The 13,937-nt window shown below is 65.3% G+C and carries 13 protein-coding genes; 3 read left to right on the forward strand and 10 right to left on the reverse strand.

What is annotated here, in order from left to right:
- The first annotated feature begins 7 nt into the window (after positions 1 to 7).
- Positions 8 to 916 (forward strand): oxygenase MpaB family protein, encoded by a 909-nt coding sequence (locus tag N798_RS09100; protein ID WP_035947915.1) that lies wholly within the window; start codon positions 8 to 10, stop codon positions 914 to 916.
- Between the two features lie 77 nt (positions 917 to 993).
- Here N798_RS09100 and N798_RS09105 read toward each other — a convergent pair whose 3' ends face one another.
- Together N798_RS09105 and N798_RS18365 are read right to left on the reverse strand one after the other, a co-directional pair.
- Positions 994 to 1,722, reverse strand: a complete 729-nt coding sequence (locus N798_RS09105; protein WP_035947939.1) for a SprT-like domain-containing protein — start codon at positions 1,720 to 1,722, stop codon at positions 994 to 996.
- A 38-nt stretch (positions 1,723 to 1,760) separates the two neighbouring features.
- The gene (locus tag N798_RS18365) at positions 1,761 to 2,006 is read right to left on the reverse strand and encodes a hypothetical protein (protein WP_198030732.1); all 246 of its coding nucleotides are present in this window, start codon (positions 2,004 to 2,006) and stop codon (positions 1,761 to 1,763) included.
- 119 nt (positions 2,007 to 2,125) lie between these two features.
- Between N798_RS18365 and N798_RS09110 the strand changes: the two genes are divergently transcribed.
- On the forward strand, positions 2,126 to 3,508 hold the full coding sequence (locus N798_RS09110) for a recombinase family protein (protein ID WP_198030733.1): 1,383 nt from the start codon (positions 2,126 to 2,128) through the stop codon (positions 3,506 to 3,508).
- A 220-nt stretch (positions 3,509 to 3,728) separates the two neighbouring features.
- Here the strand turns inward: N798_RS09110 and N798_RS19010 are convergent, their stop codons facing one another.
- The 8 genes from N798_RS19010 to N798_RS17795 all read right to left on the reverse strand — a co-directional run bounded on the left by N798_RS19010 (position 3,729) and on the right by N798_RS17795 (position 12,775).
- Positions 3,729 to 4,538 carry a rolling circle replication-associated protein gene (locus tag N798_RS19010; protein WP_462937160.1) on the reverse strand — a complete coding sequence of 270 codons (810 nt, stop codon included), beginning with the start codon at positions 4,536 to 4,538 and terminating at the stop codon, positions 3,729 to 3,731.
- A gap of 599 nt (positions 4,539 to 5,137) precedes the next feature.
- Complete coding sequence (locus tag N798_RS09120) at positions 5,138 to 6,346, reverse strand: hypothetical protein (RefSeq protein WP_156971681.1); 1,209 nt, start codon at positions 6,344 to 6,346, stop codon at positions 5,138 to 5,140.
- Between the two features lie 271 nt (positions 6,347 to 6,617).
- Positions 6,618 to 7,886 carry an HNH endonuclease signature motif containing protein gene (locus N798_RS17355; protein WP_052117099.1) on the reverse strand — a complete coding sequence of 423 codons (1,269 nt, stop codon included), beginning with the start codon at positions 7,884 to 7,886 and terminating at the stop codon, positions 6,618 to 6,620.
- A gap of 165 nt (positions 7,887 to 8,051) precedes the next feature.
- On the reverse strand, positions 8,052 to 8,729 hold the full coding sequence (locus tag N798_RS09130; RefSeq protein WP_084100383.1) for a hypothetical protein: 678 nt from the start codon (positions 8,727 to 8,729) through the stop codon (positions 8,052 to 8,054).
- 228 nt (positions 8,730 to 8,957) lie between these two features.
- On the reverse strand, positions 8,958 to 9,599 hold the full coding sequence (locus tag N798_RS18370; RefSeq protein ID WP_198030734.1) for a transposase: 642 nt from the start codon (positions 9,597 to 9,599) through the stop codon (positions 8,958 to 8,960).
- 45 nt (positions 9,600 to 9,644) lie between these two features.
- Positions 9,645 to 10,652, reverse strand: a complete 1,008-nt coding sequence (locus tag N798_RS09145) for an IS481 family transposase (RefSeq protein WP_035947921.1) — start codon at positions 10,650 to 10,652, stop codon at positions 9,645 to 9,647.
- A 336-nt stretch (positions 10,653 to 10,988) separates the two neighbouring features.
- Positions 10,989 to 12,038, reverse strand: coding sequence for a DUF262 domain-containing protein (locus N798_RS09150; protein WP_084100387.1), 1,050 nt, complete (start codon positions 12,036 to 12,038; stop codon positions 10,989 to 10,991).
- A complete protein-coding gene (locus N798_RS17795; protein ID WP_188450475.1) occupies positions 12,035 to 12,775 on the reverse strand; it encodes an FRG domain-containing protein in 741 nt (246 codons plus the stop codon). The genes N798_RS09150 and N798_RS17795 overlap by 4 nt, the downstream gene beginning before the upstream one ends.
- 244 nt (positions 12,776 to 13,019) lie before the next feature.
- Between N798_RS17795 and N798_RS17800 the strand changes: the two genes are divergently transcribed.
- Complete coding sequence (locus N798_RS17800; RefSeq protein ID WP_084100393.1) at positions 13,020 to 13,937, forward strand: NotI family restriction endonuclease; 918 nt, start codon at positions 13,020 to 13,022, stop codon at positions 13,935 to 13,937.

Here is a 13,937-nt window from a genome sequence, read left to right on the forward strand (position 1 = left end):
AGTCCGTGTGCCCGCCGAACCGACCCCCGCACGATGGGATGCCCGGCTGCGCCGGCAGCTGGCAACCGCGCTGCGCTCCCGCGTCGCCGGTGACGACGCCGCGGCCAAGGCGGCTGTCATCTGGGGTGCTGAGGGCGAGCGGTGGTTCACCCCCGAAGACCCGATCTGGCGGGTCCACGCCGATGCCGCGATGTTCCCCGGCGGCATCCGGGCCCTCCTGCTCCAGTCGCTTCACCCCCTCGCCATGGCCGGCGTCGCGGGGCACTCCGGCTTCAAGGGCGACCCGTGGGGTCGGCTGCAGCGCACGAGCGAGTTCCTCGCGACGACGACGTTCGGGACGATCGAGCACGCCGAGACCCAGATCGCCCGGGTGCGCGCCATCCACGAACGCGTGCGCGGCAAGGCCGCCGACGGCCGCCCGTATGCCGCGAGCGACCCCCACCTGCTTCGCTGGGTCCACGTCACAGAGGTCGACAGCTTCCTCGCGTCCTTCCAGCGGTATGCCGCCGAGCCGCTCACCGCCGACGAGGCCGATCGCTACGTCGAGCAGACCGCGGTGGTCGCTAGGCGTCTCGGCGTGGTCGACCCTCCCCTGACGACTTCAGAGCTCGCGTCGGTCATCGAGTCGTACCGGCCCGAGCTCGAGTCGACCGCCGCCTCACGCGATGCGGCTAGGTTCCTGCTGCTCCACCCGCCGCTGCCGATCGCAGCCAAGCCCGGGTATGCCGCCCTGGCCGCCGGCGCAGTCGCGCTGTTGCCGCGGTGGGCTCGTCGTCCGCTGCGGCTGCCGTGGCTGCCGGTGACGGAGCTCGTGGTGGCTCGGCCGCTGGGTGACGCGGCAACCGCCGCCGTGCGGTGGGCCATGACCGACCCGGACGACGTGCGCGCCGCCGCCGAGCGTTCCCGCGCGGGCTGACGAATGACGCTGGGGCGCAGGCGAACTGACCTCCCTGCGCACGCCCCCGGGGTGCCCTCGGTCGAACCACCGAGAGGTCAGCTCGCGAGGCGGTCGGCGGCTTCGAGGACCTCGTTCGGCACGGCATACAGCTCGTCGTCGATGCGCACCTGGCTCCGGGTCGGGAAGGTGGCCTCCACCTCGCCGACGACGCCGTGGAGCGGGCCGTCGGCGACGATGCGGACCATGGCACCGATCGGGAAGGCAGTGTGCGGCAACGCTGCTGACGGCATCTGAACCGCCCGCCGTGTCGCCGCAGCGCCCTGGCGACGGATGATCTCGTCGAGCTCCTCGCGGTAGGACTCCCCCATGTCGACCCGTCGGCCGCGGTAGGTCCACGTGAGGATCGAGCCGGCGTCGAACTCGGGGTGGCAGGTGAGGCAGCTGAGAACGCGACGCGGCCGACGGTGCCGGGTGTAGGTGTGGCCGCCGGGGCACTCGCCCTTCCACGGTCCCTCGACCTGCGGTGAGGTCGCGTCGACGGTCCGCTGCCCGGTGCAGCCGATCTCGACGGCCTTCCTGCGCCACGTGTCGTCGTGACCATGGCTCGGTCCGACGAGGGCGTGCGCGATCTCGTGGAGCAGCGTGTCGCGCACCTCGGACTCGTCGTGGAGGCGCGTCAACGGCGCGCTGACGGAGATCGTGCGGGTGCCGAAGCGGCATACGCCGGCGCGCGTCTTGGCCCGATCGGTCGTCACGCGCCAGTGCTCGAGCCCGTGCTCGCGCAGCAGGGATCGCCCGAGAGCGAGTGCTGACGAGATCTCCATGCCGACCATGCTGCCAGCGGCCACCGACAGTGCGCCTATCAGGCGGGCATACCCCACTGCATGGGGTCGTCGTGGTCGTCGCACCCCCGTCGTGCCGACTCGAGGTCGTCGACGATCTCGTCCAGCACCCACTCCGGGACGCCGGGGTCCCACCCCTCCGGCGGCCCCGTGTCGAGGCTTCGTCGAGGAGGGCGTGTGCCCGATCGAGCTCGTGCGCGAGCAAGGTCCGCGAGGTGCTCCGGCAGCTGCCGGTCGTAGCTTCCGGGGCTGAGGTCCCACGTCACGCACCGCCCGTGCTCGTCGGGCGGGTGCACGAGAGCGATGAGCCTGCGGTCGTGGACCTGGGTGTGGTGGTGCTGGCAGAGCAGCGCCGCGTTGTCCGCTAGTCGCTAATCTGACCCTCATGACGACAGTGCGTTCTGCGGCGGTCTACGCGAGGATCAGCAGCGACCAGGAGGGGGCCGGGTTAGGGGTTGGTCGGCAGGTGCAGGACTGCCGAGCGTTGGCCGAGCGTCTGGGGTGGCCTGTCGGCGAGGTGTACGAGGACAACGACTTCTCGGCGTACTCGGGCAAGCGTCGCCCTGCCTATGTCCGGATGCTCGACGACTTGCGCGACGGCACGCGGGACGCAGTGATCGTCTACCACGTGGATCGGTTGACGCGGCGGCCCATCGAGCTGGAGGAGTTCGTCGCCACCCTTGACGCCGCACGGATTCGGCACGTCCGGTTCGTGGTCGGGGACTCCGACATGATGACCGGTGACGGGCTCATGGTCATCCGCATGCTGTCCGCGGTGGCAGCGAACGAGTCAGCAACGAAGTCCCGTCGAATCCGGCGAAAGAACGAGCAGCGAGCCGCCGCAGGGTTGCCGCACGCTGGCGGGTCGAGGGCTCGACCGTTCGGCTACGAGCGCGACAAGGTGACCATCCGCGAGGACGAAGCAGCGGTCGTTCGCACGCTGGTCGAGCGGTTCTGTGCCGGGGAGTCGCTGCGGTCGTTGACCGTGTGGCTCGACGCGCAAGGCGTCAGAACGATCTGCGGGGGGCTCTGGAAGACGCAGACCCTGCGGACACTCATCACCTCCCCGCGCATCGCCGGTCTGCGTGAGCATCGAGAGCAGGTTGGCGGCCCCGCCGTGTGGGAGGGAATCATCACCCCGGAACAACGAGACGAAGTTCTGGCCGTCATGTCCACCAAGCAGATCACCGGTCGTCGCGCCCCCCGCCGATACCTGCTTTCCGGGCTGCTGCGATGCGGCAAGTGCGGGAACCGTCTCTACTCTGCCGCCCGGCAGTCCACGCGCCGCTACGTCTGCCAGAAGGGACCGGACCACGGAGGATGCGGCCAACTCAGCGTCGTCGCGCCCCCCGTTGAACAGCTGATCGCCGATGCCGTCCTGATCCGCCTCGCCTCGTCGGAGTTCTCCGACGCCCTCGCAGGACGAGCCGCAGCCTCAGCAGAGACCGCACAACTGGCCGAGCAGGTCACCGCCGACCGGGCACAACTCGACGAACTCGCCGACCTCTACGCCGCCAGAACCATAACGGCAGCCGAATGGGCACGAGCCCGTGAAGGCATTGACACCGACTACGCGACGCCCAACGACGACTCACCCGAGCCACCAGCAGCCACGCCCTCGAGGGGCTCCACCCCAGCGACGACCTCACCGCGAAGTGGAGCGACCTCAACCTCGACCGTCAGCACGCCGTGGTCGCTGCAGTCCTGGACCATGCCGTCATCGCCCCCGGAGTCCTTGGAGCCCAACGCCTGGACCCAGCCCGAGTGAAACCGATCTGGCGAGTCTGAATCTGGCAGGGGTGCGGGGCGGGCGCGCCCCGCACCCGCAAGCGGTCCCCGCGTGGCCCCGCCCACACCCGCGCCCCTGCCAGAGACCAGCACCGCCACCGACGCCAACACCTTGGGATCGGCCACCACCACCGCAACGCCCTGCGCCTCACAGGATGCGACCAGCCACGCCCGCACCACCTCCGCAGGCACCAGCGCAGTCATCGCCCGTCCCACTGGAGCCACAGCGCCGGCGGAGCCTTCCAGTCGTCCACCTCATCCGAGGTCCACAACCGTGCCGGCCGCCCACCCATTGCCCCCGACGCGTGCTCGATGACCTCATCACGCGAGGTCCCCGGGACCTTCACGACCGAGGGCTTGAACCCCTGCGCCACATCGAAGCGGTGCAGCCCCGGCGGACGGATCACCCCATTCCCGGTGTCCAGGAACGACTTCGACACGTACTTGGACAGGTAGTTGGCCGCCACCCGTGACTCCGCCATCGCGCCGGACCCGACCGGCAGGTCATTCAACTGCTTGATGTGCACCCAGCCGCGCCCCCACGCGGTGTCGATCTGTCCGCGAGGAATGAACGACCCCACCGCGAAGTGCACATGAAAGTGCACGCCGTCCTTGTGGACTTCGGGCACCCAGACGTACGGGAACGGCTTACCTCGCACGGCCCGCAACTGCCTGAAGAACGACGCCACATGCACCCGCAGCTCGCGAGGATCGGTACACCGCGGTGGGCCATACGTCAGCGTGCCCAGCCGGTTCAACCGGTTGTGAGCGCAGTACCGCCGGAGGCGACTCTTAGCCCGGCGCCCAGCCTCATGCGCCGCACGCTCCGGATCAGCCGCAGCCCCCTTGACACCAACACTGTGCCGCCGCTCACCGGCAGCGATGAAGCAGCCTCCAGCCTCACCCGCCCCCGGATACAGCGACAGCGACCACCCTGAGAATGGTGGCGGAACCCTAACCGAGACAGACACGACAACCCCACAACGACGAGAGTGGAGACCCCCGGACACGCGAAGAACCGGGAACCACTTGGCTCGACCGGTTCCGTGAGTTCGCTTATCAGGGGCGGCAGCGGCTCCTGCGGATGAGCCGTCGACGTGATCCCGTCACCCTGCGATACGTGTGGACGCTCTGTCTGTCGTCCCTGATCGCTTCGCGCCCCAGGCAAGGGCTTCAATTTTGTCGTTGTGTCTTCGCCCCCGGTCAGAGGCGCCGCATCCACATGAGACCACACGAACCACAGCCATGTCACTCACTTGAACGAGTCACCTTCGGCGGTCGCCGTCCCGCCGCACCAGTCTCCGATGCCTCCGCCGCCCGTCAAGGGTCCGCTCCGCCGCTACGCGCCCTTGACAGCCTCCCCCGGCACCTCACGACCGCCGCTATGGAACGACGCCCACCCCTGCCCAGCAGCGCGTGTGACTACCGCGGGTCCCAATGTGCGTTCTTGTCCGTGAACCACGCCAAACAGATCTCACACTGGAACACGTGCTCCCCCATGTCAGACGCCAGGTGAGGACCCGAGGCATCGCAGCGCGGACAGTCCAGCATCGAGAAACTAGGCATGAAGCCATCTAAGCGGCCCAACGAGTTGTGTTGCTAGTTCAAGTCAAGCGCGGGTGGACCCGTCGCGCCCCTGAGACGAGCTGGGCCGACGTACGAAGAGGAACGGGATCAGCTTCACGAAGCCCACGCCAAGTTCCTCAAGCCGTCGCACCAACTCATCCGGTCCGAGTCCGTACTCACGCGCCAACCGGTCCTCGAATTCGTCCGCCTCTCTGCGCATCGCTTCGATTTGCTTTGTAGCTGCCTCGTCCTCCCTAGTCTGGCGGAAGCCCAGGACCACTGAGGCGATTAGCATGCAGATGATGACGCCTGAGCCAACCCCAGTGAGCAGGTTTACGGCGGTCGCCAGACTGCCCTTAGGAATCAGTGCCGATATTTCACCAAATGACGCTGACGACGACGTGTAATAGGCGAAGGTCGCGAGGCTCGGCTCATAGCCTGCAAGAAACTCCTGGGGCGCCGACTTATAAACAGCCATGTTTACAAAGGTGAAGGTGAAAAGGCCCATGAGAAAAAGGCCGAAGACGGCGAAGCAGCTTGAAAGAATGCTAGCGGGGCTACGGCGATAGGCTTCGAGATGACTCGCGGCAAACTGCGCACCCCGGGAACACACCAACCCCGTCGACAGGCTGGTAACAATGGCGTTGGCCTGCTGTTGGTCGTACTTTTGAATCGCCGGGTTCTTCAGGTTCTCGTCCAGATGGACGAATCGCCAGACGACGTCACTATTGAACAACCGTGTGAACAGGGATCGTTGGCTCGCGATAAAGCGTCCTGGAGAGATGGCGAACCTCAACGTTTTCACTAATGAGAATACCCAGAGGGAAAACAGTGCGACCGCACAGACGACGAGCACCCACCGCGTTTCACTGGCCAGTATTCCGATAACCGCGAGAGCTGTGATTGACAAGGCGATCAGCGTGAACCGCAGACTGCGAAAGAAGCCCGAAACCGCATGGATTACCCCGACAGCGAGCGTTGGGTTCTTCCGCCTGTACAGGGCTTTCGGCAGAAAGAAGACGAGCATCAGCAACGGCCACAAAAGTACGAAGACAGGCATCCACCAAGATTTTCGACGAATCACTGTTACGAGGACAGCCGCAAGAAGCAAGAATCCCAGAAGACGGAAGTCAAGAACCCATGCCCAAGAGGGCGCTACGGCTCCGAACAACCAGCGGTCAACGTCTCCCACAAATACCTTGATCAGTACCCAAGACCAAGACAGGAAGCCAAGAAGGTGCAGAAATGGCATGCGGTACTTTCTCCACCGCGAGGGCGGCGGCTTTGGGGTCGCCTCCTTCTTGACGACACCTTCTGCAGCCTGCCAGCACCGACGGATCGAAACGTGCCCAGATGTCTACAGCTTGTCCATTTCCCCCACCGGGCGACTTCCCCTCTGCCATGGCCGCATCTTGACACGAATGCTGGGTTCTACGCGGGACATGCGCGGATGTGCGCCTGGGGAGTAGCCGGGCTACGTGCCTACGTGCTGCGGGAGAAGCAACACGGGCAAGTCCACACTGCTACGCCGCCAAGGGGTCCTGTTTAGAACTGGCCGCGTTGCCGAGGTCCGACGGGCCGCCATCGGCCCAATGCACGACATGGTGGGCCTGTGCCCAGGCAGCAGGTGTCGTGCATCCGGGGAACGTGCAGAGGCCGTCGCGGTGCCACAGCATCCGACGCTGCCCCCGCGTGAACAGCCGCGTCACCCGCCCGAGGTCGACCACCTCGCCGTCGGCGCCGAGGACGACGAGGACGACGTCTGCGTCACAGGCCATCTGTCGCACGGTCGAAGGTGCGAGCATCGTCTGCCTCGCACGCGAGACCATGACCCGCCCCGCACCGTCGGCGCCCGCAACGCCTGACAGCCCAGCGATCAGCTCAGCCAGGCTCATCGTGACGTGCACGACGGTGGCGGCACCTCCCGGTTCTGCGGCCGCCGCATCGTGCGCGGCCGCGCCACCCAGCACGGAGGCGAGTGCCTCCACCCTGCGCTGGCCCGCACTGCGCAGGTCTGCCTCGCCCGTCTCAGGGTTCGGCGCGGGCTTCGACAGCGGCTCGATCGCTGCCTCCAGCCGGGATGCCTGCTCAGGCGTCATCGCCATCCTGTACTCGGTCAGGTCGCCGTCAGCCACGGACGGACTGGACAGGAACGCCCCGGCCCGCAACCGTCTGTGCTTGCCGTCGAGCTCCCCCTCCACGCCATACCTCGCGAGCAGCCGAGGGCGGATCCTGCGCGCCTCGGCCAGCCCCCACTGGACGCCGTGGTCGAGGACGGCGCCGGTCACCGTCGGCACCGCCGCGGGCGTCAACAGGTCCTTCATCCGGCTCACCTCACGCAGCGCGGTCAACGCCAGACCGACACCGACCTCCCCGCTGACCACGCGCCGCCACACGATGCCCTCGGGTCGGGTGTCGTCGGCGAAGGCACCCGCGTCCGGGCCACCTCGCGACCACAGGCCTCCCGGGGTCGAGGCAGCCGCCTCCTGCGCCAGCTGCGCCACTTGGCCGGCTCCACCCTGACGCAGCGACGGAGCGTGCTCACGCACCCAGCCGTGGACCGAACCCACTCCCCTGCGCGCGGACGCGAACTCGCCCCGGTGGGCGGCCTCGGCGGTGACCCGCACCTGCGCGGCGGCCGCCTGTGACTTCACCTCGTCGGCCAGGGTCATCACCTCGGCGAGCTCTCCGGCGCTCAACGAGCACAGGAGGTCACCGACCCCGGCGAGGTCGTCGCGAGCAGCGGTGAGCACCCGGCGCAACGGCGCCACGGGTGTCTGCTGCTCGTCCATGAGCCCTCCCTCAACGACTGCTCCCAACTTATCGGCGCCCACTGACAACGCCTGCCGACGCCGCCTCCGGCCCGTCGCTCCGCATGCCCTTCGCGGCGCCGACACGAGAGGGTGGCCGCGTGCGGGACGCGACGACCCGGCAAACCTCGTGGTGACGAGACGCGCTCAGCGAGCGGACGTCACAGGCTCCGCGGTGACGACGCGATCCGGCGTCGTCGACACGACGTGCTGGGCTGCGATCGCCCAGCCCCACATGAGCGGAAGGAGCGCGCTGCCCATCGAGGTCACCTCTGTGATCGCGAAGAAGAAGGGCAGGAAGGCGATGACCAACCAGGCGGTCACTCGCGGTCGGAACCCGTTGCGCAGCAGCAGGATTCCCAACCAGATGCCTCCGAAGCAGATCACCGGCAACGCCACCAGACCCACGATGAAGAACTGCTCCACGAACGGCGTGTAGTAGTCCCCCGCCACCGAGACGGTCATCAACGCGTACGCCGCCAGCTGCACGCGCCAGGCCCACCGCTCCTTGCCCTCCGCCTGCCGTCTCCGGTAGACGAGCCACGCCGCAGCCAGGAAGGCCAGGCAGATCGGCAGCCAGATCTTGCCGTAGGTCCGGTAGACGAAGAGCGGGTCGCCCCAGTCGAGCAGCGGCCGGAAGAAGTCCAGGGCCGGCTCGGCCCAGACATTGCCGAGGCCGCCCTCGGAGAGGTCGTCCGGGTGGCTGTTGAAACGGGACAGTGCGTGCAGCTGCCCCGCAACGGTGCCGAAGGCCGCCATGGCCCAGGTCGCGATCGTGATGCGCCGAGCGGTGGCCGGCGAGAGGTCGTTGCGTGTCGTGTCCATGTCTCGACGGTGGCTGTCCGGCAGGGTCGCCGTCGTCGTGCTGGCGGGCGGCCCTGGTGGACGTCAGGACGACCTTCGCGTCCTCCCCAAGGAGGACGTGCGGGTGGGCAGCCGGGCGTACCGTCGAAGCGTGAGCCGCCGCAACTGGGCCTTCGACATCAGCCTCGCCCTGGTGGTCGGCGTCCTCGGCCAGCTCGAGGCGTGGCTGGGTATCGGGGAGACCCACCGTCAGGGGCCGCTCTGGGCGCAGGCCCTCCTGTATGCCGTGACGTCCCTCCTGCTCGTGCCTCGCCGTGTGCGCCCCTTGGCCGTGCTGGCGGGGATGGTCGGCGTCTCGCTGGTCGAGTTCATCGCCGTGGGGTCGGTGGCTTCGTCGTGCAGGTAGCGGTACCCGAACTCCGGGTCGTCGCGGTGGGCGTCGAACAGCGCGTTCGCCCGGTACGCCGCGGTCAGGTCGGCGCCGGTGACGGGCGCCTGCAGCCACCGGTAATACGGCGCCCTCGCGATCTTCAGCACCCGACACGTCACCGTCACGGGGATCCCGTTGGCGGCCAGCTCGCGGACGAGCGGGTACATCATTTTCCCGGCAGGTGCGCCTGCGACAGCTACGCGGCCCGCCCGCCGCAGGACCTCGACCTCCTGCTCCAGCAGCCGGTTGCGCCGCTTGAGCTCACACAGCTCGGCCAGCTCCTCACGATCGGCGCCCGGTTTGATCCCGGCGTCGCGGTCGGCCTGCGTCATCCAGTTCGTCAGACACGACTCGGAGATCCCGAAGTCCTTGGCAACCTGCTTCAGCGTGACACCGCCCTCACGCTGACGGGCTACTCGCACGACGTCGTCGCGGAACTCCTGCGGATAGGGATTAGGCACGGGGACATCCTTCCAGCGGCGCCTCACAACGCCACAGATCAGTTGTCACCTATCGGTGCAGCAGTCCCAGATGTACTGACCCGACAGGTTGGTCAAGCGGGTGATGGGCGGCTTGTTCGCGCAGGCGGTGTAGGGTCGGTGGTGGTTGTACTCGTGGAGCCATGCTGGCAGGGCGTCGCGTCGTTGAGCCTCCGAGGTGTAGCAGCGGGCATAGCCCCACCCGTCGGCCAGGGTGCGGTGGAAGCGTTCGACCTTGCCGTTGGTCTGAGGACGGCGCGGCCGAGTGCGTGAGTGCTTGAGGTCGAGCTCTGCGCAGACATCCCTCCACAGGTGGGAGACGTACGGCGAGCCGTTGTCGGAAAGGACCCTGCGGATGGTGATGCCGCGGGCGGTGAACCACGCAACGGCGCGGCGCAGAACCGCGGTGGCGGTGGTAGCGGTCTCGTTGTCGTGGATCTCGGCGTACGCGACGCGGGAGTGGTCATCGATGGCGGTGTGCACGAACGCGTGACCCATCTTCGGGTTGTAGTGCTTGTTCTTCGGCTTGCCCGGGGTGGCTGCTCGGTTCTTGCCACCCTGGGTTCGGCCCACGAAGCGCCACCCGCCACCGTCGGGAATGTTGCCGAACTTCTTGACGTCGACGTGCAGCAGGTCGCCGGGGTGGTCGTGCTCGTAGCGGCGGACCGGTTCACCGGTGGCACGGTCGACGTGCGCGAGCCGGCTCAGCCGGCACCGCGTCAGGACCCGGTGAACGGTCGAAGGTGCGACCCCGACGTGCGCGGCGAGCTGGACCGGCCCCAACCGTTTGCGTAGCCGCAGCGACACGATCCGCTTCGTCGTCGCCGCACAGGTCTTGGCCGGCATCGCGTGCGGACGGCTCGAGCGGTCGCTCATCGGCTCACCGGCCGCGTACCGATCAGCCCAGCGCTTCACCGTCGGCCAAGAGCACTGGAACCGGGCCGCGACCTCACTGATCGGCACCCCTTGGTCGACGACGAGCTGGGCGACCTTGAGGCGGTGACGAACCGTCAAAGCGGCATTAGCGTGGGACATGAGGGCCTCCTGTGCGTGGCAGTGGTGACTTGGCAGTTCCACTCCACCGCGGGAGGCCCTTCCCGCGCCACTGATCAGATCAGCGGATCACAATCACTCAACCAACGTCCCGGGTCAGTACAGCTAGACGCAGCCAGCACCACATTTTCGTTGGCTCCAATTAGGCCGTCAGGGCAGAGCCGAAGCCCGACGATCTCGCCTTTATGCTTTAAGCCCACGAATGGGCATAGATAGACTGATGGCTTGATCCGCGCCTGGTTGTGCGTCAACGCAGATGCCTCAGCCACATCCCAGGCTAGACATCGCCTCGGAGCCCCAGAGCCCTATCCCAAGGCATCACGCATGCGCATTAAGATACCGATCGAGGACTTCAAGCCGAAACTCAAGCGCATAGCCATCGGTCATCCGTTGGGCCAAACTATCGAATTCCAGATAGTCCTTCATAGTCGGCGACAACGACTCCTCGCGCTCGAACGACTCCAACGATCTAACGATGTTGAATTGCAATAGCGCATGCCGCTGAGGAATCGGCTGACCATGCCGCAATCTCCGGTCAAATGCGAGAAAGTACACCGAAATCATGCCCACGTTCGCGAGCAGCCTGTCGTTGTCCTCGAAAACAGGCGCCATGACGTCTAGAGCCGACGCAACACGCGTCTGCACGCCAGACATCTCGGAGGCCGCACTTTTGTTGTCGTCCCAGAACTCGTCCAATTGCCGCTTCTTGGCGTCTACAGGCCTTCCAGCCTCGGCCCACAACATAAACTTAAGCGCAAGGTCAAAATGACGGTATCTCGTGTTGTCGAACGGCACCTTGTCCGTAAAGAACGGGTGCGTGACCAATTCCCGCACGATGGGCCGAAGGACGCCCCCTCGCCCATTTCTCTTCTCAGCCGCATTCAAAGGGACAGCTTCATTCAAGCGGCTGAACATTTCTTCGATGAGCTCGATATCGTCCGTTCGGATAACACACACATCCAGGTTGATCGACGTCAGGAAGGCGGCGATCAGGTCATCGGACTGCTCGAGCTCATTGAACGTCTTACCAGCCGCTCCTGCCGCGCCATCTTCGAGAAGCGTGAAATCGTCCGCCAAAGCGAACTCGCCGTCCAGAAAGCCCCAGATGGCTTCGAGACGCTGGCGACCGTCGATTAGAGAGAACCGAACCCGGCGTCCGTCCACCTCGATCGGGGTAGCGTGCTCGTGCAAGTAGATTTTGGGAATATCGAAGCCGTTCAACAGGCTATCGATCAAGAGGCGCTTCTTCTCGACCGACCACACGGCTCCTTGGCGCTGATAGGGAGGATCGAGCTGGATCTGTTCTCGCATACGGTGCAGATATGCAACGTTGCTATTCCGCATCACCGAGAGTGTAAACGCGCTCATTTGCGAAACGTCTCCTTGATATGCTCGGCCAGGTGGGCCAAGTCCGGGTATACCGAACTCGCCGTGATGTTGAGGTCAGCCAATTCAGCCAATATTCCAGCCTTGGCCGCGGACGGTACTACCCAACTTGTTACAGCCTTGTCCCTCGCCAAATCCTCACCCGCCTGACAAATGGTGAATGTTCCTACTTGAGCCGACACCCGGTCAAAGTATCGCATGGAGGTTACAGCTAAGGGGCCATTCCTAGGGCCGGGAGGCGCCTCAGGTAGGTACGCGTCAAGGTGGTTATCGTGCCCCAGAACGAGGAGGCTAGGCCCGGCCGGATAATTGGTGGTATTTAGGGTTTCGGGCACAAGTTCAAAGAGGCGGCCATCTGCGGCGCCACCGGATGAGGTCTCGCAGGCGAAGAAGAGCCCGACGAGCGGATGTTCGCTCCAGTCGAGCAAGCGCGTGGGTAATCCAAAGTGCTGGGCCAGCGCTAACCACTCCCAACCACCGCTCGGGCGGACAGAAGTGCGGTTCACCGCGTCGCGCATGAACTGTTTGATCATGGTCACTTCTTCGGCCAGATGACCTGAGTTCCGCGCCACTCCCGGTAGCAGACCCCAATTGCTGTCGGCTTGGCCACGGAACCAGCGGTGGCCTGAAGCGTGCGAGCCTGCCAGGGCATCCAACAGTTCGCCCACCCCGCGAATCTCCGGGTCCGCCCCGCCGCCCTCACCCTCGATTTCCGTCACGGGCGCTACTCTGCCTGATGATCGAGGTGACCGCAGGCAAACGCGAGGAACCTCAACTTAGACGCGCCGCCTCTTCAGCTGTATCGATGGATCCGCGGAGCGGCAGCTCTTTAGCGTATAGGGTCTCTGGTTCGACGACCACGAGCCGTCAGCTCTCCACGGGTCCGAATGCCCCGGGCGATGTCGCATCTCGTACAACTGTCGTCTACTTCTACGGCGCTCTATTAGACATCCGGAGGTTTCGATGGGCTCGACGATCTATGAGTGGTTTGGCTACGCAGCTACGGACGCGAGCCCAGAAGCGGCCCTGGCCGCTGAGGACAAACTCTGTCCGCACATCAAGGGGATGTGTGTAAAGAGGTCCAGCGGAGGAGTCTGTTCAATCGTTCCTACGGGTTCGCCAACCCCCGTCATTATTTGTCCACAGCGGATGTATACAGACAGTCACAGGTTTCTGAAAGAGATCGCTCTTGAAGCTTTTTCAGACGCCGATCTAGAGTCGGGCCCGGATGGGTTGCCCCTGCTAACACCTTTTGCCCAAGTGCGGGAGAGAGCGCTAATGAGCGGACGTGCACAAGTCGGCGTGTTCGGACAAGGATTCGGGGGAGAACTTCGTTTGCCACCGGCCGGCAATGGCCTCGGCAGGTACTCCATTGACTTCGTACTCACCCACGTGCAGTCTGATGGTGAACTGGCCACCTTTGTGCCGGTTGAAGTTCAATCCATCGACATCTCGAACTCAAACACTCGTGGCGTAACAGCCTTGCAGCGAGATCGGACGATTGCGCCGACTAAGGCAGGTCTCAACTATGAGAATGTCAATAAAAGGATTCTTCCGCAGCTGATTGTCAAGGGGCTTATGCTGCAGGCAGAGGAACTTTGCCGGCAGGGCATCTATTTTGTCTCACCAGTGCCGGTCTATGAGCGAGTCTTGATGCGACTTGGCGGTAGCGAGCGACTCCGACGTATCCCACGTCAGCCAGGAAGCATCACATTCTGGCCCATCGATTACGGCGCCGCGATCGTGCCGGGTCAGACCATTCCAATTCGGCGCACAGTCGGACGGACGATCTCCACTAGCGACATGTCGATCGCGTTCATTACTCCAGAGAACCTTCCGCCTGCAGGTGCGTATGAAGACAGAATTAGGCACCACCTCTGA

This window comes from Knoellia flava TL1 (assembly GCF_000768675.1).
GTDB classification, from domain to species: domain Bacteria; phylum Actinomycetota; class Actinomycetes; order Actinomycetales; family Dermatophilaceae; genus Knoellia; species Knoellia flava.